25 protein-coding genes are annotated in these 26078 nt (G+C 70.4%); 20 read left to right on the forward strand and 5 right to left on the reverse strand.

Annotated elements, in window-relative coordinates:
- Positions 1–2 precede the first annotated feature (2 nt).
- Together ACH4D5_RS10660 and ACH4D5_RS10665 are read right to left on the reverse strand one after the other, a co-directional pair.
- Positions 3–1670: an amidohydrolase family protein gene (locus tag ACH4D5_RS10660; RefSeq protein WP_398300678.1), complete on the reverse strand. Its 1668-nt coding sequence runs from the start codon at positions 1668–1670 to the stop codon at positions 3–5.
- A gap of 365 nt (positions 1671–2035) precedes the next feature.
- The gene (locus ACH4D5_RS10665; protein WP_398300680.1) at positions 2036–3355 is read right to left on the reverse strand and encodes an amino acid deaminase; all 1320 of its coding nucleotides are present in this window, start codon (positions 3353–3355) and stop codon (positions 2036–2038) included.
- Between the two features lie 128 nt (positions 3356–3483).
- On the opposite strand from ACH4D5_RS10665, the gene ACH4D5_RS10670 reads away from it, so the two are divergent.
- The 4 genes from ACH4D5_RS10670 (at position 3484) to ACH4D5_RS10685 (ending at position 7363) form a co-directional block, all read left to right on the forward strand.
- Positions 3484–4566 carry a sugar kinase gene (locus ACH4D5_RS10670; protein WP_398300682.1) on the forward strand — a complete coding sequence of 361 codons (1083 nt, stop codon included), beginning with the start codon at positions 3484–3486 and terminating at the stop codon, positions 4564–4566.
- Complete coding sequence (locus tag ACH4D5_RS10675) at positions 4563–5339, forward strand: IclR family transcriptional regulator (RefSeq protein WP_362996219.1); 777 nt, start codon at positions 4563–4565, stop codon at positions 5337–5339. The genes ACH4D5_RS10670 and ACH4D5_RS10675 overlap by 4 nt, the downstream gene beginning before the upstream one ends.
- Before the next feature lie 7 nt (positions 5340–5346).
- Positions 5347–5757, forward strand: coding sequence for a RidA family protein (locus tag ACH4D5_RS10680; RefSeq protein WP_361055398.1), 411 nt, complete (start codon positions 5347–5349; stop codon positions 5755–5757).
- A 115-nt stretch (positions 5758–5872) separates the two neighbouring features.
- A complete protein-coding gene (locus tag ACH4D5_RS10685) occupies positions 5873–7363 on the forward strand; it encodes a GntP family permease (protein WP_398300685.1) in 1491 nt (496 codons plus the stop codon).
- A 1212-nt stretch (positions 7364–8575) separates the two neighbouring features.
- Here ACH4D5_RS10685 and ACH4D5_RS10690 read toward each other — a convergent pair.
- On the reverse strand, positions 8576–9919 hold the full coding sequence (locus ACH4D5_RS10690) for a M14 family metallopeptidase (protein ID WP_398300687.1): 1344 nt from the start codon (positions 9917–9919) through the stop codon (positions 8576–8578).
- A 311-nt stretch (positions 9920–10230) separates the two neighbouring features.
- Between ACH4D5_RS10690 and ACH4D5_RS10695 the strand changes: the two genes are divergently transcribed.
- The 14 genes from ACH4D5_RS10695 to ACH4D5_RS10760 all read left to right on the forward strand — a co-directional run bounded on the left by ACH4D5_RS10695 (position 10231) and on the right by ACH4D5_RS10760 (position 22255).
- Positions 10231–11562, forward strand: coding sequence for an Nramp family divalent metal transporter (locus ACH4D5_RS10695; protein WP_398300689.1), 1332 nt, complete (start codon positions 10231–10233; stop codon positions 11560–11562).
- A gap of 129 nt (positions 11563–11691) precedes the next feature.
- Positions 11692–12603, forward strand: a complete 912-nt coding sequence (locus ACH4D5_RS10700) for a hypothetical protein (RefSeq protein ID WP_398300691.1) — start codon at positions 11692–11694, stop codon at positions 12601–12603.
- A gap of 107 nt (positions 12604–12710) precedes the next feature.
- The gene (cpaB, locus tag ACH4D5_RS10705) at positions 12711–13421 is read left to right on the forward strand and encodes a Flp pilus assembly protein CpaB (protein ID WP_398300693.1); all 711 of its coding nucleotides are present in this window, start codon (positions 12711–12713) and stop codon (positions 13419–13421) included.
- 10 nt (positions 13422–13431) lie between these two features.
- On the forward strand, positions 13432–15042 hold the full coding sequence (locus ACH4D5_RS10710) for a CpaE family protein (protein WP_398300695.1): 1611 nt from the start codon (positions 13432–13434) through the stop codon (positions 15040–15042).
- A gap of 35 nt (positions 15043–15077) precedes the next feature.
- Positions 15078–15401 (forward strand): TadE/TadG family type IV pilus assembly protein, encoded by a 324-nt coding sequence (locus ACH4D5_RS10715; protein ID WP_398301423.1) that lies wholly within the window; start codon positions 15078–15080, stop codon positions 15399–15401.
- Positions 15402–15435: 34 nt separating this feature from the next.
- Positions 15436–16773, forward strand: a complete 1338-nt coding sequence (locus tag ACH4D5_RS10720) for a CpaF family protein (RefSeq protein WP_398301425.1) — start codon at positions 15436–15438, stop codon at positions 16771–16773.
- Positions 16770–17717, forward strand: a complete 948-nt coding sequence (locus ACH4D5_RS10725; RefSeq protein ID WP_398300697.1) for a type II secretion system F family protein — start codon at positions 16770–16772, stop codon at positions 17715–17717. Before ACH4D5_RS10720 ends, ACH4D5_RS10725 begins: the two co-directional genes overlap by 4 nt.
- A 41-nt stretch (positions 17718–17758) precedes the next feature.
- Positions 17759–18649: a DUF5936 domain-containing protein gene (locus ACH4D5_RS10730; RefSeq protein ID WP_398300699.1), complete on the forward strand. Its 891-nt coding sequence runs from the start codon at positions 17759–17761 to the stop codon at positions 18647–18649.
- A 249-nt stretch (positions 18650–18898) separates the two neighbouring features.
- Positions 18899–19117 carry a hypothetical protein gene (locus ACH4D5_RS10735; RefSeq protein WP_398301470.1) on the forward strand — a complete coding sequence of 73 codons (219 nt, stop codon included), beginning with the start codon at positions 18899–18901 and terminating at the stop codon, positions 19115–19117.
- Positions 19114–19722 carry a pilus assembly protein TadG-related protein gene (locus ACH4D5_RS10740; RefSeq protein ID WP_398300701.1) on the forward strand — a complete coding sequence of 203 codons (609 nt, stop codon included), beginning with the start codon at positions 19114–19116 and terminating at the stop codon, positions 19720–19722. Before ACH4D5_RS10735 ends, ACH4D5_RS10740 begins: the two co-directional genes overlap by 4 nt.
- Positions 19723–19750: 28 nt before the next feature.
- Positions 19751–20344: a hypothetical protein gene (locus tag ACH4D5_RS10745; RefSeq protein ID WP_398300703.1), complete on the forward strand. Its 594-nt coding sequence runs from the start codon at positions 19751–19753 to the stop codon at positions 20342–20344.
- 3 nt (positions 20345–20347) lie between these two features.
- Complete coding sequence (locus ACH4D5_RS10750) at positions 20348–21004, forward strand: OmpA family protein (protein ID WP_398300705.1); 657 nt, start codon at positions 20348–20350, stop codon at positions 21002–21004.
- A gap of 27 nt (positions 21005–21031) precedes the next feature.
- A complete protein-coding gene (locus ACH4D5_RS10755) occupies positions 21032–21835 on the forward strand; it encodes a class I SAM-dependent methyltransferase (RefSeq protein WP_398300707.1) in 804 nt (267 codons plus the stop codon).
- Positions 21836–21883: 48 nt separating this feature from the next.
- On the forward strand, positions 21884–22255 hold the full coding sequence (locus tag ACH4D5_RS10760) for a winged helix-turn-helix transcriptional regulator (protein WP_398300709.1): 372 nt from the start codon (positions 21884–21886) through the stop codon (positions 22253–22255).
- 221 nt (positions 22256–22476) lie between these two features.
- Here the strand turns inward: ACH4D5_RS10760 and ACH4D5_RS10765 are convergent, their stop codons facing one another.
- Entirely contained in the window at positions 22477–22854 is a 378-nt protein-coding gene (locus ACH4D5_RS10765; protein WP_398301427.1) for a DUF192 domain-containing protein, read from the reverse strand.
- Positions 22855–23202: 348 nt separating this feature from the next.
- Here ACH4D5_RS10765 and ACH4D5_RS10770 point away from each other — a divergent pair, with 348 nt between their 5' ends.
- Positions 23203–23745, forward strand: coding sequence for a hypothetical protein (locus ACH4D5_RS10770; RefSeq protein ID WP_398300711.1), 543 nt, complete (start codon positions 23203–23205; stop codon positions 23743–23745).
- Positions 23746–23851: 106 nt separating this feature from the next.
- Here the strand turns inward: ACH4D5_RS10770 and mgrA are convergent, their stop codons facing one another.
- Complete coding sequence (gene mgrA, locus ACH4D5_RS10775; protein ID WP_398300713.1) at positions 23852–24889, reverse strand: L-glyceraldehyde 3-phosphate reductase; 1038 nt, start codon at positions 24887–24889, stop codon at positions 23852–23854.
- 128 nt (positions 24890–25017) lie between these two features.
- Here mgrA and ACH4D5_RS10780 point away from each other — a divergent pair, with 128 nt between their 5' ends.
- Positions 25018–25779: an isoprenyl transferase gene (locus ACH4D5_RS10780; RefSeq protein ID WP_398300714.1), complete on the forward strand. Its 762-nt coding sequence runs from the start codon at positions 25018–25020 to the stop codon at positions 25777–25779.
- Positions 25780–26078 lie beyond the last annotated feature (299 nt).

A 26078-nucleotide genomic window follows, 5' to 3' on the forward strand; every position in this document is an offset into this window, starting at 1 on the left:
CGTCACGGCGTCCGGCGCACGGCGCGTCCCGCGAGGACGTCCGTGCGCCGGCCGTCCCGCATCACGAACCGGCCGTCGATCAGGACGTGCGGAATGCCGGTCGGATACGTCCGCGGAGCCTCGAACGTCGACCCCGCCGCGACCGTCTCCGGGTCGAAGAGCACCAGGTCGGCGCGGTAGCCCTCGCGGACGACACCCCGGTCGGGGAGCCGGAGGCGCGCGGCGGGCCGCGACGTGAGGTGGGCGACGGTCTCTTCGAGCGACATGACGCCGAGCTCCCGCGCGTACCGCCTGAGATACTGCGGGAACGTGCCGTACGCGCGCGGGTGCGGCTTGAAGCCCTGCAGAATGCCGTCGCTGCCGCCCGTGTGCACACGGTGCCGCATGATCGCTTGGACGTTCTCCTCATGGCCGACGTGCTGAAGGATCGTCGAGCCCAGGTTGTCGTTGATGAGCAGCCGCCGCGCGGTGATCCAGGGTGCCTCGCCGCGTGCGTCGGCGGACTGCTGGATCGTCTTCCCGACGCAGGACGCGAGCCCCGGGTCGCTCACTCCGGAGATCTCGATGGTGTCCCACTCGATGGGTACGCCGTGACAGCCGTCGGCGCCGATGACCTCCATGTGGTGGCGGATCTTCTCGGCGGTCGCGTCGTCCCGGAGCCGGGCGAGGATCGCGTCGGGCCCGCCCTCGCTCGCCCAGCTCGGCAGCATGGCGACGAGGGTCGTGCAGCCGGGGGTGTACGGGTACGTGTCGAGGGTGATGTCCGCGCCGTCCGCGAGCGCCTCGTCGAGGAGGGCGAGCAGATCCGGCGCCTTCCCCTTGTTCACGCCGAAGTTCATGGTGGCGTGGGCCAGATGGAGGGGGCAGCGCGCGGTCCGGGTGAGGTTCACCATCTCCTCGTACGCCTGGAGGGCGCCGGCGCCGTAACTGCGGTGATGGGGGCAGTAGTAGCCGCCATGGGCCGCCACGACTCCGCAGAGTTCAGTCAGCTCGGAGTCGTCGGCGTACATGCCGGGGGTGTAGGTGAGGCCGGACGACATCCCGACCGCGCCCTCGCTCATCCCTTCCGCCACGAGCTGCTTCATCCGCTCCAGCTCGGCGGGGGTCGCCGGGCGGTCGTCCCAGCCCAGCGCGTACATGCGGACGGTGCCCTGGGGGATGAGGTACGCGGCGTTGACGGCGGTGCCCCGGCCGCCGTGGGCGGAGTCGAGGGCGTCGAGATAGCCGCCGACGGTGCGCCATGAGAAATCGATGTCGCTGCCGTCACCGTTCCAGCCGGTGATGGCCTGACGGACCTGGGCGAGCGTGCGGTCGTCCACGGGGGCATAGCTCAGGCCGTCCTGCCCGATGACCTCCAGGGTGACGCCCTGGGCGGCCTTCGCGGTGTGTTCCGGGTCGCGGAGGAGGGCGAGGTCGCTGTGGGCGTGCATGTCGATGAAGCCGGGCGCCAGCGCGAGTCCCTGCGCGTCGAGGGTGGCCTGCCCTGCCGGGCGGGGCCCTGTCGCCTCCCCCTCCCGGTGGATCTCGACGATCCTTCCGTCCTGTACGCCGACGTCGGCGCGGTAGGAGGCACCTCCGGTGCCGTCTATGACGCGTGCGTCCCGGATCACCAGGTCCATGGGGTGCCTTTCCTCTGCGTTGCGTTCGGCTGCGGCTGCTCGGTGGTGCACCCGGCCTCCGGCCGGGTCTTCTTGTTTCCCACCCGCACCACCCGTGCGACTTTCGTCGCCGGGTGCGGGTGGCCCCAGTGGTTCCACCCCACCGCCGGCGGCGAACGGTGGCTCCTACTCGGGCTGGGCGATGCGGGGCAAACGGGCGGGTGGGTGACTGGCTCCTACTCCCGCTCTGCGGTGCGGGGCAAACGGGTGGGTGGGTGGGAGACATCCGCCGCGAAGCGGCGGGCCAGGGTCGCCCACCCACGGCCGGCAGGTGGCTGGCTCCTACTCCGGCTGGGCGGTGCGGGGCAAACGGGTGGGTGGGTGGGAGACATCCGCCGCGAAGCGGCGGGCCAGGACACCCCCCCAAGACGCCCCCGTCAGAAAAACGTGCGGATGTAGGAGACGACCACCCCATCCCCCTCCACCACCGGAATCAACTGCCACTTGTCGAACACCGTGCACGGGTGCGAAAGCCCCATCCCGAGCCAGTCGCCCACGGCAAGGTCCGCCGACGGCGAGGTCCGCAGCCACCCGTGCTGGTCGGAGAGACCGGTGACGGTGACCCCGGTCGCGGGGCGCTCCACCCCGTCCCGGCGGACGACCTGCGCAACGGGCAGGTCCAGGTCGTACGCCGCGTCCCGCTTGCCCGCGTTGGTGAACGCCTGCTCCGCGGAGGGCCTCGACACGACCTGCGCCCAGAGCCGGAAGGCGGGCTCAAGCGCACCCTCCTCCGGGACGCGGTTGAAGGGCGTGAGATGCCGGTAGTGACCGTCGTCATGGGAGACGTACGCACCGGAGCGCAGCAACTTCAGGACGGGCAGCGACAGTTCGGGGATCTCCGCGAAGACCGACGCCACCGCGTCGAACCACGCGCTGCCGCCCGCGCTGACCACGACCTCCGGCAGGTCCGCGAACCGCCCCGCCTTGTCGAGGTCGACGAGGAGTGCGACGAGCCGGCGCAGCCACGCCGTGACCGCCTCGGTCGACGCGTCCGGCACCTCGCCCTCGTACCCGGCGACGCCCACGAGCCGCAGCGTGTCCGCGGCCGCGACGGCGTTGGCGATCTCGAAGCACTCCGCCTCGGTCCGCACACCCGTGCGCGCCCCGTCGCCCGCGGCCAGCTCGATGACCACGTCCACCGGGCGGCTCGCGCCCGCCTCGCCGAGGGCGGCGTGCATCAGTTCGACGCCGCGTACGGAGTCGACGTAACAGATGAAGCGGAAGGCGGGGTCGGAGTCGAGCTCGCCCGCCACCCACCGCAGCGCGGCCGCGTCGACCAGCTCGTTCGCGAGGAAGATCCGTGGGGTGCCGAACGCCCGTGCCACGCGCACCTGGTGGGGGACGGCCAGCGTGATGCCCCACGCCCCGCGCTCCAGCTGGCGGGCGAAGAGCTGGGGGGCCATGGACGTCTTGCCGTGCGGCGCGAAGGCGAGGCCGTGGCGCTCGGCGTACGTCTCCATGAGGGCGAGGTTGTGCTCCAGGCGCTCGGCGGAGAGGGCGAGGACCGGGGTGGTGAAGCCGCCGGTGAAGAGGTTCCTGCGCTGGGCCGCGAGCTCGCCGACGGTGAGACCCGCCGCGTCCGGCGGCAGTCCCTTGAAGCGGTGGTCGACCCGCTCGTCCGCGAGCGCGGCCAGCGCGTCGGCGGACCGGTCGCCGGCGGTTTCGAGGGCGGTGTCGACGGCGTCGTCGGCGGCCATGGGCGCCTCCTCCAGAGGTGCGTTGCAGCATGTGCAACAGTGATTGCGTATGTCGCTTACCGCTGTCTAACATCCGAGCCAACGCCGGGTCAACGGATCCGGAGAGTCGGTTGAGGGGCTGGAAGATCGTGACCGCACAGGCAGCCGCACGGCCCGCCGTGGAGACGACCGAGCGCGGGGCGGTGGACGTCGTGGCGCTCGGCGAGTCCATGGTCACCTTCCTGCCCGCCCGGCCGGGACGCCTCGCCGACGTGCCCTCCTTCGACCGCGGGATCGGCGGCGCCGAGTCCAACGTCGTGTGCGCACTCGCCGCCGCCGGGCACACCGCCCGCTGGGTCAGCCGCGTCGGCACCGACGGCTTCGGCGACCACCTCGTCGAGACGATCGCCCGCTATGGAGTGGACACCTCCGCCGTGGGCCGCGACCCGCACCGCCCCACCGGCATCTACTTCCGCACCGCCGACGACCGCGACACCGACACCCACGAGGTCGTCTACTACCGCGCGGGCTCCGCCGCCTCCGCCATGTCACCCGGCTCCGTCGACGAGGACGCCCTCACCGCCGCCCGCATCCTGCACCTGTCGGGCATCACGCCCGCGCTCTCCGCCGACTGCCTGGATCTCGTACGCCACCTATGCACCCGGCGAGCCGACCGCGGCCCGCTCGTCTCCTTCGACGTCAACCACCGCCCGGGACTGTGGAAGGGCGCCCCGGAAGGACCCGAGGTCCTGCTCGACCTCGCACGCGGCGCCGACCTCGTCTTCGTCGGCGAGGACGAGGCCGCGACGGCCTGGGGCGTGACCGGGGGCCCGGACGCGATCCGCGCCGCCCTGCCCGAGCCCGCCACCCTCGTCGTCAAGCAGGGCAGCCGCGGCGCGACCGTCTTCCGGCACGGCGAGGACCCCGTCTTCCAGGCCGCCCTGAGCGTGGACGTCGTCGCCCCCGTCGGCGCCGGAGACGCCTTCGCCGCCGGCTTCCTCTCCGCCACCCTGCGCGGGCTGCCCCCCGCACATCGCCTGCGCCACGGCCACCTGATGGCCGCCGCCGCCCTCACCGTCCCCGGTGACCTCGCCCCTCCACCCGCCCGCGCACACGCCGACCGCCTCGCCGCCCTGGACGACGCCGCCTGGGAGACACTTCGTCTCGGCCCCGGCTGGACGGCTCACGCCCCGGAGGACACCGAGGCCGACGAGGAGGTACGTAACCCATGAGCCAGACCGTCGACCGCGCGCTCTCGATCCTGCCGCTGCTCGCCGAGGGCCCCGCCGACCTGGGCCAGGTCGCCGACCGGCTCGGCGTCCACAAGTCCACGGCGCTCCGGCTCCTGCGCACCCTCCACGAGCACGGTCTCGTCTTCCGCCAGACCGACCAGCGCTACCGCCTCGGCGCGCGCCTCTTCGCGCTCGCCCAGGAGGCCGTCGAGAACCTCGACGTGCGCGAGATCGCCCACCCCCACCTCCTCGCCCTCAACGAGAAGTGCGGCCACACGGTCCACCTCGCCGTCTACGAGGACGGGGAGGTCCTCTACATCGACAAGGTCGAGAGCCGCTATCCGGTGCGGATGTACTCCCGCATCGGCAAGCCGGTGGCCATCACCGTCGCCGCCGTGGCGAAGCTGCTGCTCTCCGACTTCCCGGAAGCCGAGCGCCGCGCGATCGCGGAGAAGCTCGACTACCCCACCTACACGTCCCGTTCGACACCCAACGCCGCTGCCTTCCTCCGGGAGCTGGACAAGGTGCGCGAACAGGGCTGGGCCACCGACCTCGGTGGCCACGAGGAGTCCATCAACTGCATCGGGGCCCCCATCCGCGGCGCGGACGGGCGTGTCGTCGCCGCCATGTCGGTCTCCGCGCCGAACGTCGTCGTCACGGCCGAGGAACTCCTCACCCTCCTCCCGCTGGTGCGCCGCACGGCGGACGCCATCAGCCGGGAGTACTCCGGCGCCGCGCCCGATGCGAAAACCGTCCCTCTCAAGGAAGCCTGATCAGCGAATGACCGAGAAGACCGCACTCACCCCGGCCACCCACACCACCCCGCCCGCGAAGTTCTCCCACGGCGTGAAGAAGGGCAACATCCTCCAGGTCGCCGGGCAGGTCGGCTTCCTGCCCGCCGAGGAGGGCAAGGCCCCCACCCCCGCGGGCCCGACCCTGCGCGAGCAGACCCTCCAGACGTTCGCCAACGTCAAGGCGATCCTCGAAGAGGGCGGCGCCACCTGGGACGACGTGATGATGATGCGCGTCTACCTCACGGACGTGGACCACTTCGCGGAGATGAACGAGATCTACAACGCGTACTTCGAGGAGCAGGGCCTGAAGGCCCCCGCCTCCGCCCGCACCACCGTCTACGTGGGCCTGCCCAAGGGCCTGCTCATCGAGATCGACGCCCTCGCCGTCCTGAGCTGACCCACATCACCATCCTGCAAGCCGTACGTCGTCACGGCACGGCGCCTCACCCGCACGAGGCGCCGTGCCGCGATCCCCCCTGCTCCGAAAGCCCCATGCACTTACGAGGTCAACGATGTCCCCGTCCCACACCGCCGTGCTCGCGGCCGCCCCCGCCGTCGAGGCACCACCTCACACCGGCGGTCTCCTCGCCCTGATCGACGGCACCGCAGGCCTGCTGACCGTCGCCGCGCTCGGCATCCTGCTGCTGCTCTTCCTGATCATCAAGGTCAGGCTGCAGCCCTTCGTGGCGCTCCTCGCGGTCTCCATAGCCGTCGGCCTCGCGGCCGGCCTCTCCGTCACCGAACTCTTCGGCACCGTCCAGAAGTCCGACGCCGTCTCGGTCATCGAGTCGGGCATGGGCGGCATCCTCGGCCATGTGGCGATCATCATCGGCCTCGGCACGATGCTCGGCGCGATCCTCGAAGTCTCCGGCGGCGCCGAGGTACTGGCCTCCCGCCTGCTCGGCCTCTTCGGCGAGAAGCGCGCCCCGCTTGCCATGGGCCTGACGGGTCTGATCTTCGGCATCCCCGTCTTCTTCGACGTCGGCATCTTCGTCCTCGCGCCGATCGTCTACGCCGCCGCCAAGCGCAGCGGCAAGTCGATCCTCCTCTACTGCCTCCCCCTGCTCGCGGGTCTCTCCATGACCCACGCGTTCCTGCCCCCGCACCCCGGCCCCGTGGCCGCCGCCGGTCTGCTGAAGGTGGACCTCGGCTGGGTCATCCTGATGGGCATCGTCTGCGGCATTCCCGCGGTGCTCGCCGCCTGGGTGTTCTCCGCGTGGGTCGGCAAGCGCATCTTCGTGCCCGTCCCGCAGGACATGGTCGAGGCCGCCGAGGAGGCGAAGGCGGCGGTCGTCGCCGAGCAGCGTGCCGCCGGGGTGGAGCCGCGCGAGAAGCCGGTGCCGCTGGGCATGGTCTTCGCGATCATCGGCACGCCGCTGCTCCTGATCCTCCTCGCCACGTTCTCCTCCATCGCCTTCGACCCCTCGACGTTCCGCTCGGTCATCGAGTTCTTCGGCAGCCCGTTCGTGGCCCTGACGATCGCGCTCCTGATGGCGTACTACCTGCTCGGCATCCGGCGCGGCTGGTCCCGCAAGTCCCTCGAAACGGTGTCGACCGCGTCCCTCAAGCCGGTCGGCAACATCCTGCTCGTGGTCGGCGCCGGCGGGATCTTCGGCGCCGTACTGAAGGCCAGCGGCGTCGCCAAGGCCCTCTCGGACACCTTCCAGGACGTGGGCCTGCCCATCATCGTCCTCGCCTACCTGCTCTCCCTGGTGCTGCGCGTCGCCCAGGGCTCGGCGACGGTCGCGATCGTCACGACGGCCGGCATCGTCGCCCCGCTCCTCGCCGAGGGCGACCACTCCCAGGCCTTCGTCGCCCTGGTCATCATGGCGATCTCGGCGGGCTCCATCTTCGCCTCGCACGTCAACGACGGCGGCTTCTGGATGGTCGCGAAGTACTTCGGCATCAGCGAGCGGGACACGCTGAAGACGTGGACAGTGCTGGAGTCGGTGCTGTCGGTGGCGGGGTTCGCGGTGGCGGCGCTGGTCAGCCTGTTCGTGTAGCGCGTACGTGGATGGGGGGCGCCCGGCAGTGCTGCCGGACGTCCCCTCTGTTCGCTAGAGGAGGTGGTCGGCCTTGCCCGCTTTGATGTCGTGGATGAGGGTGCGGGGCGGGGACTTCGGTGGGCCGGTGTCGTTGATGCGCGCCGGGGCCGTCCGGTTTTTTGCGGAGTGTGGCGGTTCCGGGCCGGCAGTAAAGGGCGGCTCCCTGCGGTCGCGTCGGCTGCGCCGATTCCGCTCCGCTCCACCCTTGACTCCCGCCCCTCCACCGCACGTTGACTTCGACCCGGACGGCCAGGGGCGGGGCCGACGGGGACTGTCCGTCGGGCCCTTCTCTTTCGTCGCCGGGTGCGGACCGGCCCAGCGTATGTAGCCGTCACCGTCACGGCGGGCACGGGCCAGCTCCGGCTTCGCCGGTCTCGGGTCATCGGCTTTCGCTGCCGGGTGCGGTCCGGTCCAACGTGGCGCACCCGGCGTGCCCAACGTGCCGGGCGTCGGCGGGCATGCGGGCTGCCGGTCGGGGACCTACTTTGGAAAAGTTGTGAATGGCTCGGGCGCGCGCCCCCCTGCCACGTCCCGCGCGCCGTCATGCATGGCCGTTTATTGGCTGCGGGGGTGTGGCGAGTTGGCATGCCAGGGGGCGCGTTGGCTGTTCGAGGGGGGCGCACGGCCTCCCCATTCGCAACTTCGCGAAAGTTGGTCCCCGACAGGCGGCCTTCGCCTTCCGGCCGGGGCGGCGCATTGGTCGTGAGGAGGGGGCGCACGGCCTCCCCATTCGCAACTTTGCCGAAGTAGGTGCCCGGGAGGGGCAGGGGCCCGGGTCTGTTCAGCGCCCTTGACCGTGACGGGCACACACGATGGACCGGTCCGCACCCGGCAGCGAAAGCCGATGGCCCGAGCGGCGAGGCCGTGGCCGCCTCGACGGTGACGTCCAGGCACGTTGGGCCGGTCCGCACCCGGCGGTGAAAGAGAAGGGCCCCACCCACAGTCCCTGTCGGCCCCACCCCTGGCCGTCCGGGTCAAAGTCAACGTGCGGTGGAGGGGCGGGAGTCAAGGGTGGAGCGGAGCGGAATCGGCGTAGCCGACGCGACCGCAGGGAGCGCCCTTTACTGCCGGCCCGGAGGCGCCACACTCCGCAAAAAACCGGACGGCCCCGGTGCCCGTCAACGACACCGGCCCACCGAAGCCTCCGGGGACTCCGGTGGGCCGTGAGTGTCAGGCCGTGCAGTACTGCTGTTCCTTGCCGATCGAGCGGTACATGCAGTCCGAATTCTCCAGGAGTTGCAGGACCGCGTCCCGGTTGCGGGACGTCTCCCGCTCGATCACCTCGTCGGGCGGGTAGAAACCGCCGCCGCCGGCGGACGACGGGTACATCTCGAAGGTGTAGCTGAAGATCTTCTGGCTGCCCCACAGCCAGTCGTTGATCGACCCGTCCGTGATGTAGAGGTCACTGGACTGCTGTGGCGTGTAGCCGTTGCTCGCGGCCATCTTCCGGCCGACGGCGGCGTGCGCGTCACGGTCGTCCTGGGTGAGGCCGGGACCCGTGTCGCTGTACGTGTAGCCGTACGGCCACAGGACCAGTTCGCTGTACGTGTGGAAGTCGATGGAGGCCCTGAGCTGCTGCTTGCCTCCGACGACGCGGCTGCGGACGAAGTTGGAGACGACCTTCACCTCGGGGGCCGACTCGGCGCTCGGGCCGCGGTACGTCTCGGACCCCGTGCTGCCCGAGGAGCCGCCGCAGCAGCCCCACCGGTAGGCCCAGTTGCGGTTCAGGTCGGTGCCGACGTTCGAGGAACCGGCGTTGGGCTGGCGGTTCTTGCGCCAGCTGCGGTAGGAGCCGGTCGCGATGTCGTACTCGCCGCCGTCCGGGTTCACGTCCGGCACGATCCAGATCTCGCGCTCGTCGACCATCTTCTTGACCCGGGCGTCGGTGGCGTAGTCGTCGCCGAGTTCGCGCAGCAGGTAGAGCGCCATCTCCACCGTCAGGTGCTCGCGCGCGTGCTGGTGGTGGGTGAAGAGGACCTCGGGCTCGGCCTCGTCGGTGCCGACGTTATCGCTGATCTTGATGGCGACGATGTCCCGGCCCTGGTAGGACTTGCCGATCACCCGCTTGCTCATGAGGTTCGGGTGGGCCGCGATGCGCTGGTCGATCTCCGCGGTCATCTCCGCGTAGTTGTGGTAGCGCGAGTCGGCGGGCGGGAAGTCCTTGGCCTCCACCGGATTTCCGTTCGTCCGCTTCGGGGGCCCGGCCAGCGGCCTCAGTTCGTAGCCGGCCCTGCGGAGCGCCGCGGCCTCGGCGGCGTCCGCCGAGACGACCACCGCGTGGGCGTCCACCTCGTCGATGGCGACGCCGGTGCGGGCGAGCGCGGTGCGCGCGGCGCGGTCGTCGCGCAGCGGGATCTCGTACTGGCGTGTTTCCTCGTCGGCGGCCGTCGCCGCGCTGCGCGGGGCCTGGCCGGCGTCGCCCGACGAGGCGTTGGCGGTGAGGGGGGCCGCGAGGGCGAGAGCGAGCAGGGCCGCGAGGGCGGCGGATCTCCTGCCGCGTATGCGGAGTCGCATGAAGTCTCCTCAGGGGTGGGGGGGTGTTCAGTGCGACGTGCGGGGCGCCACGTCGGGGTGCGACGTGCGGTGCGGGTGCGTCGTGCGGGTCCGACGTGCGGGTGCGTCGTGTGAGTGCGACGTGCGGGTGCGTCGTCCGAGTGCGTCGTGCGGGGTGACGCGCGGGCCCATCGTGCGCGCGTGGCATGCCTCCGTCAACGCTGTCTTTGGCCAATCCGTGGGGGCGCGCGCCCCTCCGGCGCGAAACCGGAGAGGGCACGGCCGCGCGACGACCCCTTGTGCCCCGGCCGTCCATGCGCTTTCTTGATCGCATGGCTGAAACCACAGGCAGCGCCACCGGCACGGGCGACGCGGCACCGCGGCCGCGCAAGTCGAGCTGGAAGTACATCGGCCCCGGCATCGTCGTCGCGGCGACCGGCGTCGGCGCGGGCGACCTCGTAGCGACCCTCATCGCGGGCAGCAACTTCGGCTACACGCTGCTGTGGGCCGCCGTCATCGGCTGCGTCGTCAAGATCTCGCTCGCCGAGGCGGCGGGGCGCTGGCATCTGGCCACCGGCCGCACCCTCTTCGACGGCTGGGCGAGCCTCGGCCGCTGGACGACGTGGTTCTTCGTCGTCTACGTCGTGATCTGGGGGTACGTCTACGGCGCCGCCGCCATGTCGTCGTCCGGGCTGCCCCTCCAGGCGCTCTTCCCCGACGTCATGGAGCTCAAGTGGTGGGGCATCCTCACCGGGCTCGTCGGCCTGGTCTTCGTCTGGTTCAACAAGTACGCCGTCTTCGAGAAGGTCATGACGGTGCTCGTCGGCATCATGTTCGTCGTCACCGTCTATCTCGCCATCCGCGTCACCCCGCACCTCGGCGACGCCTTCGCGGGCCTGCTGCCCGTCCTGCCCGACGAGAAGGACTCCGTCCTCAACACGCTCGGCCTGATCGGCGGCGTCGGCGGCACCATCACCCTCGCCGCGTACGGCTACTGGGTCAACGCCAAGGGCTGGACCAACACCGGCTGGATGAAGGTGATGCGGCTCGACAACCGCGTCGCCTACATCACCACCGGCATCTTCGTCGTCTCCATGCTCTTCGTCGGCGCCGAGCTCCTGCACTCGGCGAACGTCGCCATCGCGAGCGGCGACAAGGGACTCGTCCAGCTCTCCGACATCCTGGAGAAGGAGTACGGGAACGCCACGGCCAAGCTGTTCCTTGTCGGCTTCTTCGCCACCTCGTTCACCTCGCTGATCGGTGTGTGGCACGGCGTGAGCCTGATGTTCGCGGACTTCGTGGAGCGCTACCGCAAGCAGCGCGTCGGCGCCGACAGCCAGGCGCTGACCGGCGAGGAGGTGGCGTCCGGCAGCCACGAGAAGTCCGTGCCGTTCCGCGCGTACCTGCTGTGGCTGACGTTCCCGCCGATGATCCTGCTCTTCCAGGGGCAGCCGTTCCGGCTCATCATCATCTACGGCGTCCTGGGCGCGGCCTTCATGCCGTTCCTCGCGCTCACCCTGGTCTGGCTCCTCAACTCCACGCGCACCCCGCGGGAGTGGCGCAACGGCTGGCTCAGCAACGGCATGCTGACCGTCGCGGGCCTGCTCTTCCTGGTGCTGTGCGTCAAGCAGATCACCGATCAGGACTGGGGCAGCTTCTTCTAACCGGAGCAGCTTCTCCCGCCCTGCCGCCCGACCGGAACGGCCCACCTCCACATGAACAGTGGGAAGTTGGGTGTTGGGGCGACCATGACGTGGATATGGTGCTGAGGCAGGAGTGCACGAGGACCGGGGGTGTACGCGTTGCCGACCGCCATAGCCGTCACCGGACCCGACCTCGTGCTGCCGTCACCCGACCGGCACACCCCGTCGGCCGCCGTCCTCCAGTCGGCCGTGCAGTCCCCGCGGACGTACTCGCTCGATCAGGCGCTCACCGAGATGCACACCCTGATCGAGCACCACGGATACGTGATCGCCCTCTGCCCGTCCTCCGCGCCCGCGTCCGTCGCCCAGCGTCTGCACGCGGTCCGCTCGGTCCTGGAGAGCGACCGCATCGCCGTCGTCCGCTCCGACCTGCCGCCGCTCGGGCTCGCCGTCCTCGCCCTCCAGCTGCGGCAGCTGTCGATCTGCGACTTCAGCCCCGGCGTCCTGGCCTCGGCCGCCCGCCTCCTGTCCCACTACATCTACGCCGGCGCCCTGCTCGGCTCCGTCGCCAAGCTCGACCGCGTGCCCGTCAGTCTCCAGTCGCACGCCAAGTCCTGGCTGCCGGGCGCCCAGTTCGCGGTCCTCGCCACACCGCGGCCCGAGCTGACGAAGGTGTCGGGCGGTGACGGAACGGACCTGCCGGGGCCGGGGTTCGCCACGCGGCTGCTCTACGCCCCCGGCAAGCTGGCGCCCGGCTGGGTGACCGACGCCCTCGCCCCCGCCTGGCACGCCCAGGAGGTCACCGAGGCACGGCTGCCCGGCGAGTCCGCGCGCTGGTGGGCGACCGGCAGACTCGTCGAGTTCGCCGCCGCCATCCCCGACATCTCCGTCCTCTACCAACTGGTGTCGTCCGTCCGCCGCGACGACTGCCACTGGTGCGGCCTCGAACTCATCGGCGACCGCTGCGCGTTCTGCGCCGCCCCGCTGCCACCGCCCTCCGAACGCCCCTCGCAGCGCACTCTCGCGCACGGCGTGACCGCCCTGCCGCGCGGCGCGACCTAGGCCAGGACCGACCGCCCCTCCCGCACCTCGTACGCGACCGACGACCGCACGTGCGCCACCCCGCTCACTGTCCGTAGCCAACCGCATCGATCGAGGTAGTCCGGCCCATGAACTCTCGCCAGCGCCGCGGTGTCATCCTGCTGATCCTGTCGGTCCTGTGCGCGGTCGGCGCGTTCGCCGGTGTCCTCTCGGTGATCCGCGACGCGAACTCGAAGGTCGGCCCCGAGGTGCCCGCGTACAAGCTCAAAGGGGACATCGCGCCCTACAAGGAGCTGACCGCCGACCAGTTCGAGAAGGTCGAGATGCCCGAGCGGTGGCTGTCCGACAACGCGGTCACCGATCTCGGTCAGATCCGCGGCAAGATCGCCGTCACCCAGCTGCGGAAGGGCTCGCTGCTCCAGTCCGACATGATCGTCGGGCGCCCCGAACTCGGCCCGGGCCAGCAGGAGATCGCCATCATGATCGACGCGGCGACCGGCGTCGCCGGCAAGATCACGCCGGGCTCGAAGGTCAACATCTACGCCACCTTCAAGGGCGAGACCGACAAGGCGAAGGACCAGTCCAAAGTCATCGTGGAGGGCGCCAAGGTGCTCGACGTCGGCAAGCTCACCCCGCTCGAACCCGACCAGGACGACCGCACGCGCCGCAGGGCCACGGAAGCGGTCCCGATCACCTTCGCCCTCGGCACGGCGGACGCGCAGCGCGTCGCGTACGCCGAGTCGTTCGCCACGCACGTCCGGCTCGCCCTGGTGGGCGCGGGCGGCGACGCGACGGTGCCGCCCCGCGACCGGACGTACACCCTCGACGAGGACAAGTAAGGGGTCTCGGATGACCACTCGGATCCTCCCGGCCGTCGGCGACATCGATGCGGCCCGTGCGCTGTCCACCCTTGCCGGGCAGCTGCCCGACAGTGAACCCGCGCCGCCCGTCGGGGATTCCACGGCGCTGCTCGACACCCTCGCGCGGCTCGCCGCCGAGTCCGTCGACGAGCTGCCCGAGGTCGTCCTCGTCCATGAGCGGATCGGACCCGTCCCGGCCCTCGACCTGATCCGGGACCTCGTCCTCCGCTTCCCGGCGGTCGGTGTCGTCCTGATCACCGCCGACACCAGCCCCGGACTCCTCACCGCCGCCATGGACTCCGGGGCACGCGGCATCGTCGGCCTCCCGCTCGCCTACGACGCCCTCGCCGAACGCGTCCAGGCCGCCGCCTCCTGGTCCACCGGCATGCGGCGCCACCTCGGCAACGGCGGCCTGGAGCTGTACGCGGGCACCGGCCCCGGCACCGGCACCGTCGTCTCGGTCAGCGGAGCCAAGGGAGGCGTCGGGACCACCGTCACGGCCGTCCAACTCGCCCTCGCCACCGCCGCGTCCGGCCGCTCCGTCGCCCTCCTCGACCTCGACCTCCAGTCCGGGGACGTCGCCTCCTACCTCGACGTGCAGTTCCGGCGCTCGATCGCCGACCTCGCCGCCATCTCCGACATCACGCCCCGCGTCCTCCAGGACGCCGTCTACACCCACGAGACCGGCATCGGCCTCCTCCTCGCCCCCGCCGACGGCGAGCGCGGCGAGGAGGTCACCGACCGCGTCGCCCGCCAGACCATCGGCGCCCTCCGCGCCCGCTACGACGTCGTGGTCGTCGACTGCGGCGCCTACGTCACCGGCGCGAACGCCACCGCCGTCGAACTCGCCGACCAGGCCCTGCTGCTCGTCACCCCCGACGTGGTCGCCGTCCGCGCCGCCAAGCGCATGGTGCGTCTCTGGGACCGCCTCCAGATCCGCAAGGCCGAGGAGACCGTCACCGTCGTCAACCGGCACGGCAAGGGCACCGACATCCAGCCCTCCCTCGTCGAACGCGTCACCGGCACCCGGACGGCCCGCACCACCGTGCCCGCCGGCTTCAAGGAACTGCAGGCCGCCGTCGACGCGGGCCGCATGCAGGACCTCGACAGCCGCTCCTCGGTGAAACAGGCCCTGTGGGGCCTCGCGGGCGAACTCGGCCTGGTCGAACCGGAGCCGTCGGCCACCGGCGGCAAGCGGGGCGCGCTGTCCCTGCGCAGAAAGGCGGCGAGCGGCGACCGGGGCGCGGTCACGCTCGAATTCGCCGGAATGTTCCCCCTGCTGCTCGCGGTCATGGCGATCCTCTGGCAGTGCGCCCTGTACGGCTACACGTACTCCCTCGCGGGGAACGCGGCGGACGAGGCGGCACGGGCTGCCACGGCGGCGTACGCGGCGGGGGAGGGCGCGGCGGGCGCCTGTTCCGCGGCGGCCCAGGAACACCTGCCCGACGCCTGGCAGGACGCCTCGGTGTCCTGCACGGACGAGGGCGCGGTGTGGAAGGCCCGCGTCTCGGTGGACGTACCCGTGTTCTTCCCGGGCTTCGACGCCGGATGGCACGTGGACGGGGAAGCGGGTGCGGCGAAGGAGGGGGAGGACGGGTGAAACGGCGACGCAGGTGGGACGACCGGGGCGTATCGATGCTGGAGTTCGCCGGATTCCTGCCGATCCTCCTGATCATCGGCCTCGCCGCGATCCAGCTCGGCCTCGTCGGCTACGCCGCCAACCAGGCCGGCTCCGGCGCCCGCGCCGCGGCCCGCGCGGCCTCGCAGGGCGACTCGGGGGAGGCGGCGGGCGCGGCGGCCATGGACGGGGGCCTGACCTCCTCCATCGGCGTCAGCCAGGGCGGCGCGACCACGACCGCCACCGTGGAGGTCCAGGTCCCGACGCTGCTCCCCTTCATCGGCACGGACTGGAGCGTCACCAAGGAGGCCACGATGCCGAATGACGACGACGCCGACTGAACCCGCGTACACGACAAGGAGGTCGAAGGACGACATGAGCCTGCGCGACCGCGTGGCCCCCACCCGCCAGACCGAGCCGAGCCGCGACGACGGCCTCGTCGCCGTCTACCGCTCCAAGCTCCTGGAGGAGATCGATCTCGCCGAGATGTCGTCGCTCGCGGCGGCGGACCGCCGCGTCCGCCTGGAGCGCGTCCTCGGCCACATCATCAGCCGCGAGGGCCCCGTCCTCTCCACCTCCGAGCGCGCCCAGCTGATCCGCCGCGTCGTCGACGAGGCCCTCGGACTCGGCGTACTGGAACCGCTCCTCGCCGACACCTCCATCACGGAGATCATGGTGAACGGCCCCGACTCGATCTTCGTCGAGCGCGCAGGCCGGGTCGAACAGCTCCCCCTCCGCTTCGCCTCCGACGAACAGCTGATGCAGACCATCGAGCGCATCGTCTCGACGGTCAACCGCCGCGTGGACGAGTCGAACCCCATGGTCGACGCCCGCCTGCCCACCGGCGAGCGCGTCAACGTCATCATCCCGCCGCTCGCGCTGACCGGCGCCACCCTCACGATCCGCCGCTTCCCGCGCGCCTACACGCTCCCCGAACTCATCGGCCTCGGATCGCTCGACGAGCACATGCTGATGCTGCTCGCCGCGTTCGTGCGGGCCCGCTTCAACCTCATCGTCAGCGGCGGCACAGGCACCGGCAAGACGACGCTCCTCAACGCACTCTCCGGGCTGATCCCCGCCCACGAGCGCATCATCACCATCGAGGACTCGGCGGAGCTCCAGCTCCAGCAGGAGCACGTGATCCGCCTCGAATCGCGCCCCCCGAACGTCGAGGGCAAGGGCCACATCACCATCCGCGACCTCGTCCGCAACAGCCTCCGCATGCGCCCCGACCGCATCATCGTCGGCGAGGTCCGCGGCGGCGAAACCCTCGACATGCTCCAGGCGATGTCGACGGGCCACGACGGCTCGCTCGCCACCGTCCACGCGAACACGGCGGAGGACGCCCTCATGCGCCTCCAGACCCTCGGCTCCATGTCGGAGGTCCAGATCCCCTTCGAGGCCCTGAAGGACCAGATCAACTCGGCCGTCGACGTCGTCATCCAGCTCGCCAGGCACGGCGACGGCTCCCGCAAGGTCGCCGAGATCGTGCTGCTCGTCTCGCGCGGCCGCCAGCAGTTCCGCATCGTGCCGGTCACCCGCTTCGTGCCGCGCCCGCTCGGCGCCGACCGGATCGTGCACGGCCACTTCGAACACCTGCCGCTGCCGCGCGAGATCGCCGACAAGCTGTACGTCGCGAACGAACCGGTGCCGCCGGCGTTCGGCGTGGCGGAGGCCATCGACGTACTGGACGCAAGGGACGCCATCGGATGAACGACCCCGCCCTCGTCGCGCTGGGCGCCACGATCCTGACCGGCACGCTCGCGGTCGCGGGCGTCCACACGTACGCCTCGGGCCGCGCCCAGCGCCAGGCCCTGGTCGACCGGCTCGCACTCGGCCCCGGCACGGGGGACGGCGGCCCGCCCGGCCGCACCCGCCGCTTCGCCGCCGTCGACCGCAGGCTGCGCCGCACCCGCCTGGGCAGGTCGATCCACCTGCGCCTGTCCTCGACGGGACTCGACCTGACGGCGGGCGAGTTCTTCACGTACGTCGTAGCGGTCGTCGCCGCGCTCTGGCTGATCGCGGCCGCGACCCTCGCCCCGTTCTTCGGCCCGATCGCCGGCGTCGTGGCGGTATGGGGAGCGACCGCCTTCCTCAACTGGCAACGCCAGAAACGCATCGAGGCGTTCATCAACCAGCTCCCGGACGTGGCCCGCATCCTGGCCAACGCGACGGCGGCGGGCCTGGCCCTGCGCACGTCGCTGGCGATGGCGGCGGAGGAACTGGAAGCACCGGCGGGCGAGGAACTCTCCCACGTCGCCGACCAGTTGACGCTGGGCCGCTCCATCGACGACACCCTCGGCGAACTCGCGGAGCGCCTGCCGTCCCGCGAGCTGATCGTCCTCGTCACCACCCTCGTCCTCTCCAACAAGGCGGGCGGCACGGTGGTCAACTCCCTGCGCAACCTCACGCAGACCCTGGAGGACAGGAAAGAGACGCGGCGCGAGGTCCGCACGATGCTGTCGGAGGTCCACGCGACGGCGTTCACGGTCCCGCTGCTCGGCCTGGGATCGCTGTTGCTGATCAACTCCTCGAACGAGGGAGCGCTTGAGCGGGTGACCGGCTCGCCCCTGGGCCAGACGCTGATCCTGATCTCGCTGGGCCTGTACGGCGTCGGATTCTTCGTGATCAGACGCCTGGGAAAGATCGAAGTCTAGAGACCCCTGGGAGAGATCCCGGGTCCAGGAGGGGAGTTACGTTGCTGGGCTTGCTGCTAGCGGCCGCGATGGGCCTCGCCGTGGCCGGCGTCTGCCAGGGCATCCGCATGTACCGCGCGGACGCGAAGCTGCCCTCCGACCTGGCCGTGGCCCTGGAGGTCGGCGCGACCCGCGTCTCGGCGGCGGGCTCGGCGGTGGACCGCCTGGGCATGCGCTTCGCCCCCCTGGTCCTGCGCGCCATGGGCCCGAAACGGGTCGACGCCAAGCGCCGCAGGATCGACATGGCGGGCAACCCGGGCGGCCTGACGATCGACCGCTACGCCGCGCGGCGGGCGGTCTACGGCGTCTTCGGCCTCGTCCTCGGCCTGGTCTTCTTCGTGAACGGCAGCCCGCTCTTCGGCCTGCTCACCCTCGCCTTCGGGGCGGTCGCTGCGGACGCGCTGATCTGGCAGGCGATCCGCGAACGCCGCGAAGTCATCGACCGCACCCTGCCCGACTTCCTCGACGTCCTCGCGGTCGTCGTCTCGGCGGGCCTCGGCTTCCGCCAGGCCCTCGACCGGGTGGCGGAGCGGTACGAGGGCCCGTGGGCGGACGAACTGCGCATCACGCTCCGCCAGATGGACATGGGCGTGAGCCGCCGCCAGGCCTTCGACGAACTGCGCCGCCGCAACGCGTCCGAACAGGTGGCCCAGTTCGTCTCCGCCCTCCAGCAGGGCGAGGAACTGGGCTCCCCGATCGCGGACACGCTGATCCAGATCGCGACGGACATGCGCCGCACGGACGCGCAGAACTCCCGCCGCAGGGCGGCGAAGACGATCCCCAAGGCGACGATGGTGACACTGGTCTTCATGCTCCCGGCCACGATGATCCTCATCGCATCGGGAATGTTCCTCGGCTCGGGTTCCGACTTCGGTTCGATTTTGGGGCGTTGAGACGAATGTTCGCGAAAGCTCTTCGCGGCTGCAACTCGATGTGGGACAGTCAGTTCTGAGTTCACGGTTCGCTGGAGGGGACTTCGTGCATGGTGATCTCACCGAGGGGGAAGAGAACCCGCCAACTTGCGGGCCCGGCACCCCGGATTACGCATGCGTTGCGCAGAGTTGCTGACGATGTACGCCGTGTGGCGTACGTTGCCTCTGACCACAAAGGGCGCCGTATCGGGTGGGAGAGAAGGGGCCGTCGTGCTGAAGGAACGCGTGCTCAGTGTCTGGGTCTACTGGACGGTTTCCGTGGCTTCCCGGGTTCGGGGGAGGGAGCGGGATGCGGGGGCGGGGTTTGTGGAGTATGCGGGGTTGATGATTCTTATTGCGGGGATCTTCACGTTGATCGACGGGCTGGGTCTCGATGGCCTGATCTCCGGCGCGATCCTCGACGCGGTGAACAACGTCATCGGCGGGTGAGCCGACCGCAGTTCAAGAGCGACCGAGGGCAGACTCTCCCCATTTACATCTGGATGACGGGGATTCTGCTCTTTGTTGCGTTCGCATTCTTCGCTTTTGCTCAAGCTGCCTCGGCGCGCAATGGTGCTCAGTCAGCCGCAGACGCGGCAGCGCTGGCAGCCGCTCAGGAGTCCAGGGAGCAGCTGGTCGAGAGGCTCGGTCTGGCCATCGGTGAGGGTGACGACTGGCTGGACTGGCTGGCCGGTGACCAGCTCACTGACGCTGATGCCGGAGCTGCCGCATCGGCCCTCGCTGCGGACAACGACTCGACGGTCAACGGCTTCGACATGACAGAAGTAGACGGGTTCCCCGGTTACCGGGTATCGATCAAGACCAATTACACGGTCGGTGACTCGATCATCCCGGGCACGGAGACCAAGCACGCCACAGCTGACGCCACTGCCATCATCAAACCACGCTGCGATGTGGATCCTTCGGCCGACGTGGAGAAGGCTGTCGAGTTCGACTGCGACGGTGGCGAGTCCTTCGAGTTCGATCCGGACGACTTCGAACTGGACGATCTTCCGGAGGCATCCGTCCTCTTCTCTGTCCACCTGGCTGAGTGATCAGCTACGAAAGAAGGAAGCAGTAGCGATGAACATTCGGCGCACCATGAAGACTCGCAGGGCTATGACCGCTGTGGCGATCACGACTGGGCTGGTCCTCACGGTTGCCGGCTGCGGTGGCGGAGGAGACGAGGAGCCGAAATCGGAGAGGAGCTCGTCGTCATCGGACGGTGAGCGTGATGACAAGGGGGACAAGCAGTCTCAGCCGGCTGCGAGTGAAAACGTTCTGGCCGAGGTCAAGGGGGAGTCCGGCCTGACCCTCAAGGTGACTTCCGCCAAGCGGGACCAAGGTGGCTTCCTCACTGTTGAGGGGACTGTTACGAATGGCAGTGGCAAAGCCTGGGTGGCAGCCAGCTGGCGTGGTGACGAACAGGAGCTGACCAAGAATGGTGGCTCCATGGCTGGAGCCAGCTTGGTGGATGCCCGGGGCAAGAAGAAGTACCTCATTCTGCGGGACACCCAGGGACGTTGCCTATGCACGCGGTTCACGGGAGGCGTCCTCTCGGGCCAGACGGTCGACTGGTTCGCCCAATTCCCCGCCCCGCCCGAAGGAACCACCGAAGTCACCTTCCAAGTGGGCGCCATGCCCCCCGCCCCCATCGAAATCTCCGAGGGCGAGTGACCCATGACCCGCCACCTCCGCCGCACCGCGGGCACCGCAGGCACCGTCACCCTCACCGCACTGGCCCTGCTGCTCGGCCCCGCACCGAGCTGGGCCGACGACGACCCCCCCACCCCCCCAGGCAGCACCACCACCTCCCCACCCCCCGAAGTCGACTCCAACAGTCCGGGGCTGAAGCTTGCCGATGGGGCCACGCTCGCGCCTGCCAAGGTGCTGGACATCAAGTCGGTCGTCGAGGACCTCGGCGGCGAGGAGCGGCGTGAGGACACCAACACCGACGTGAAGTTCGCGCTGCAGGCGGAGGTCCTGTTCCCGAAGGACAGCGCGAAGCTGAACCCGGACGCGAACGCCCGGATCAAGTCCATCGCGGAGGAGGCCGAGGCCCAGAAGGCCACAGACGTACGCGTGTTCGGCTTCACGGACAACCTCGGGTCCTACGGCCACGGCAAGAAGCTCTCCCGGGAGCGCGCGGAGGCCGTCCACGACAAGCTGTCGAGCTACCTCGGCCCCGAGGTCACCTACTCCGTGCGCGGCTACAGCGAGGACTATCCCATCGCGGACAACAGCTCCGAGGAGGGCCGCAAGAAGAACCGCCGCGTCGAGGTCTCGTTCCCGCGCGGCACGACAGGGACGGGGACGGGGACCGAAACCACCGGTTGAGCCACCCGCTGCGGCAGTATTGAGCCCATGACCAGCAACAACAGCCAGGCCCCCCGCCGCTCCTTCGACGACCTCGTGGCCGAAGCCGAGGCCGCGCCCACCGAAGGGTGGGACTTCTCCTGGTTCGAGGGAAGGGCCACCGAGGCGCGCCCCTCGTGGCGGTACGCCGAGGCGATGGCGCGACGGCTCGCGGAGGCCACGGCGAGCCTCGACATCCAGACCGGCGGCGGCGAGGTGCTGGCCTCCGCCGCCACCCTGCCGCCCCTCGCCGTCGCCACAGAGGGCTGGCCCGCGAACGTCGCCAAGGCCACCGCGCTGCTCCACCCCCGGGGCGTGGCAGTCGTCGCGTCGGCGGAGGACGACCCGCTGCCGTTCGCGGACGGCGCCTTCGACCTCGTCACCAGCCGCCACCCGGTCAAGGCCCACTTCGACGAGATCGCCCGCGTGCTGCGCCCCGGCGGCACGTACTTCGCCCAGCACGTCGGGCCCGCCAGCGTCTTCGAGCTCGTCGAGTACTTCCTCGGGCCGCAGCCGCCGGAGGTCAGGAACGGCCGGCACCCCGACCTGGAGCGCGCCGAGGCCGAGGCGGCGGGCCTGGAGGTCGTCGACCTGCGGGCGGAGCGGCTGCGGATGGAGTTCCACGACATCGGCGCGGTCGTCCACTTCCTGCGCAAGGTGGTGTGGATGGTCCCCGGCTTCACCGTGGCGGAGTACCGCCCGCGGCTGCGCGAGCTGCACGACCGCATCCAGGCGGAGGGCCCCTTCGTGGCCCACAGCACACGGCACCTCTTCGACCTCCGCAAGCCGGTACTGTCGACCGTCGAACGGTAAGTAGCGGTACGTATCGGTAAGTCAGTAGGCGGAGCAGAGGAGTTGGCCGTGCCGAAGGACAGTAAGCCGTACGCCTGCGGGCTCGACGCCGCGGTGGACGTCGTCGGCGGCAAGTGGAAGCCCATGATCCTGTGGGCGCTGCACTCGGGCAGGACGCTGCGCTTCGGCGAGCTCCGGCGGCACATCGACGGTGTCAGCGAGAAGATGCTGATCCAGCAGCTGCGCGAGCTGGAGTCCGACGGCATCGTGCACCGCGAGGTCTACCGCGAGGTGCCGCCGAAGGTCGAGTACTCGCTGACCGAACTCGGCGAGTCCCTCAACGCGGCGCTGCTTCCCCTGGGGTTGTGGGGCGACGAGCACATGCAGCAGGTGATCGCCAACAAGGCCGACGCCGGCGACGCGGCAAACAGTGCGGCGTAGCCCCGTAATTCGGGCAAATATGTACAAATACACCCAGAGCAACCCCTTGTTGCAAGTCGCGACATACGCACCGCAAAAGAAGCCGCGATTCCGCATCGTTATCAATACTGGCTCGATCCGCCCCTGAACGTCGCGTAAGTTCAGACCAAGGCTAATTCGCGTGAGCAAACCCGCGCGGGCGGTGCCGCGCGGTGGAGGGGGCCGCGCGGCGCCGCGAGCCGTCACCCGCCGCCGTGCCCCGCGCCGCGCACGACGATCCGCGCACCCCGGCGCACGCCCCACCGGGCCATCGCCCCGGCCTCCGCCTCGATCACGTGCCGGGCCCACGGCCGCGGCAGTCCGATCCGGCCCGGCCGCATCGTCCGTACGGACAGCACGCGCCACTCACGGTCGAGATACGCCACATCAATGGCGAACCGCATCCGCAGGGTGTGCACCCCGCTCGCCGGCGTCAGCAGGAGCGCCCCCGTCACGCCCGCGCGCCCGAGAAGCCCCCGCCGCCGCGCCCGCGCCGAGTCCGCGATCTCCAGCGGGATCTCCGGGGAGCTCCGCGCCGGAGGCTCCGGCGGGACCTCCGGCGGGGGAGCCGAGACCGTCATCGTCGCCATGCCCGCGAAATTAGCGGTCCTGTGGTCCGGGGCGTCAAGCGCGTGAACCGCGCGGGGTCCCTCTTGGGGAGTACCGCCGCGCCCGGCCGAAATACGCCTACGAACCCGGGATTCCGCCGGTAGAACGGGATCGCGCAGTCGTCGGCCGGTCTCGGAGAGTAGTTGTGTGCCGCCGATGCACCCAGCAGCACTTACGAAGGGTTATGGTGGAAACCCCCCCTCGGGCCGGTCCGTCTCCCCCCCACGGACCGGCCCGTTTTTTTGTGCCACGGCGCGGGCGGCCCGGACGCCGGGGCGACAGGGCGCGTAGAAGATCGACATCCCGTTATGGTCAGGGACATGTCGAACCAATTCCCCCCACCGCCCGCCTCCCGGCCCCACCCCGAACCCAACCCCCAGTCCGGGCTGCCCACCTACAACGGCCCGGCCCAGGACCCCGCCCACGCGTACGGCCCCGGATACGCCACCGGCTACGGTCCTGGATACGGCTACGGACCGGGATACGGGCCCGGCCCGATGGCCCCGCAGAGCATGCCGGGTGTCGTCCGCGCCGCGCAGATCGTCATCTGGGTACTCGGCGGACTCACCATCCTCGGCAGCATCCTCCTGATAGCCATATCCAACCCGGAGACGGCGGGCGCCGCCCTCGGCGTGAACATCTGCCTCCTGGTCGCGTTCGGCATGGCCTTCCGCTTCGGCACCGCGGGCAGCGGCATCCGCACCACGTGCATCGTCCTGATGAGCGTCCAGATCCTGTTCGGCATCGGCGGCGCGGCCGCCGGCAACCCGGGCGGCCTCATCCCGCTCCTTGGCTCGATCGCCACGGTCATCCTGCTCTCCCAGAGCGCCGCGGGCGCATGGTTCAACCGCCCGCGCGCCTGACCGCGCCCCCTGTGCGCCGCACAGCAAACGCGCGCCGCGCCGGACAGCAAAGAGCCCCGGGCCGGGACGACCCCGGCCCGGGGCTCCGCCACATCCACCCGGCGGATCAGCCGCGGCCGGCCCAGATGTTCGTGCCGGGCGTCGACACCGCGAACGTGTCGATCGCGGTCAGTTCGGCGTCCGTCAGCTTCGGGCCCGCGAGCGCCGCCACGTTCTCCTCCAGCTGCTTGACGCTGGAGGCGCCGATCAGCGCGGACGTCATCCGCTCGTCCCGCAGCACCCAGTTGAGGGCGAGCTGGGCGAGGGACTGGCCGCGGCCCGCCGCGATGTCGTTCAGGCCGTTGAGGCGGCGGACGACCTCGTCGCTCAGGAGCTCCGGGTCGAGGGACTTGCCCTGCGTCGCGCGCGAACCCTCCGGGATGCCCTTCAGATACTTGTTCGTGAGCAGGCCCTGCGCGAGCGGCACGAAGGAGATGCAGCCCATCCCGGCCGCCTCCAGCGTGTCGAGGAGCCCGTCCTCCTCGGTCCAGCGGTTGATCATCGAGTACGACGGCTGGTGGATGAGCGCGGGGACGCCCATCTCCCGCAGCAGGCGCGCCGCTTCGGCGGTCTGCTCGCTGTTGTACGAGGACACGCCCACGTAGAGCGCCTTGCCCTGCTGGACCGCCGAGGCGAGGGCGCCCATCGTCTCTTCCAGCGGGGTGTCCGGGTCGAAGCGGTGCGAGTAGAAGATGTCGACGTAGTCGAGACCCATCCGCGCGAGCGACGCGTCCAGCGACGACAGCAGGTACTTGCGGCTGCCCCACTCGCCGTACGGGCCGGGGTGCATGAGGTAGCCGGCCTTGGTCGAGATGACCAGCTCGTCGCGGTACGGGGCGAAGTCCTGCGCGAAGATCTTGCCGAAGTTGAGCTCGGCGGACCCGGGCGGCGGACCGTAGTTGTTCGCCAGGTCGAAGTGGGTGACGCCCAGGTCGAAGGCGCGGCGCAGGATCGCGCGCTGCGTATCGAGGGCCTTGTCGTCGCCGAAGTTGTGCCAGAGGCCGAGCGAGACGGCGGGCAGCTTCAGACCGCTGCGGCCCGTGCGCCGGTACTCCATCGAGTCGTAGCGGTCCGGTGCCGCGCGATACGTAGACGTGTCGTTCATGGGCACGAAACTACTTCAGCGGCCAGCGCCCCGACTGTGGAGGGACGCTCGAGCGGCGGTAGGGTGTCGCCCTCGGGGTTGCTCTGGGCGCGCCCCTTGAGACCGCCATCTGCTGGAGGCTGACACACGTGAACCTGCGCGACCTGGTGTACGGACTTTACGCACGCCGGGTGGAAGGCCGCCTCGACCACGACCAGGTGCCCAAGCACATCGGGGTCATCCTCGACGGCAACCGCCGCTGGGCGAAGGCGGCGGGCGGGACCACCGCACAGGGCCACCAGGCGGGCGCACACAAGATCGAGGAGTTCCTCGGCTGGTGCGCCGAGACGGACGTCGAGGTCGTCACGCTGTGGATGCTCTCGACGGACAACTTCGACCGGCCCGACGACGAGCTGAAGCCGCTCCTCGGCATCATCGAGGCCACCGTCCGCTCGCTCGTCGCGGACGGCCGCTGGCGTGTGCACCACGTCGGCGCGCTCGACCTGCTGCCGGCCCACACCCAGATGGTCATGAAGGAAGCCGAAGAGGCGACCCACCACAACAAGGGGATACTGGTCAACGTCGCCGTCGGCTACGGCGGCCGCCAGGAGATCGCCGACGCCGTCCGCTCGCTGCTCCTGGAGCACGCGGCCAACGGCGCGAGCCTGGAGGAGGCCGCGGAGAGCGTCGACATCGACCAGATCTCCAAGCACCTCTACACCAGCGGCCAGCCGGACCCCGACCTGGTGATCCGTACGAGCGGCGAACAGCGCCTCTCCGGATTCATGCTCTGGCAGTCCGCCCACTCCGAGTACTACTTCTGCGAAGTCTTCTGGCCGGCCTTCCGCAAGGTCGACTTCCTGCGTGCGCTGCGTGACTACGCCGCCCGCCACCGCCGTTACGGCGGCTGACCCCCTCCACCCCTGAGGTCGGGGTAACCGGGAGTTAACCAACGCGTCGTCATATGCCCTGGCATGGCTGCGCTTGTTCGAGGGAATAAGCCTTCCAGGTCGACGTCCGTGCAGTATCCGAAAGGGACGTCGTATCTCAGCGGACGGCATCGGGCCGTCCGCCCGGGAGGCCCTTTGCACCAGGACGACCGTGTGCGCGACACGGGCGACGTGGAGGGCCGGCGCTCGGCCCACGCATCGTGGCCCGTGCCCGGTCCAGAACCCTCCCGTCGCTCCCCGACCTCATCCGAGGGGGTACG

Origin of the sequence: Streptomyces sp. NPDC018029 (assembly GCF_044327655.1) — a bacterium.
In the GTDB taxonomy this organism is placed as follows: Bacteria; Actinomycetota; Actinomycetes; order Streptomycetales; family Streptomycetaceae; genus Streptomyces.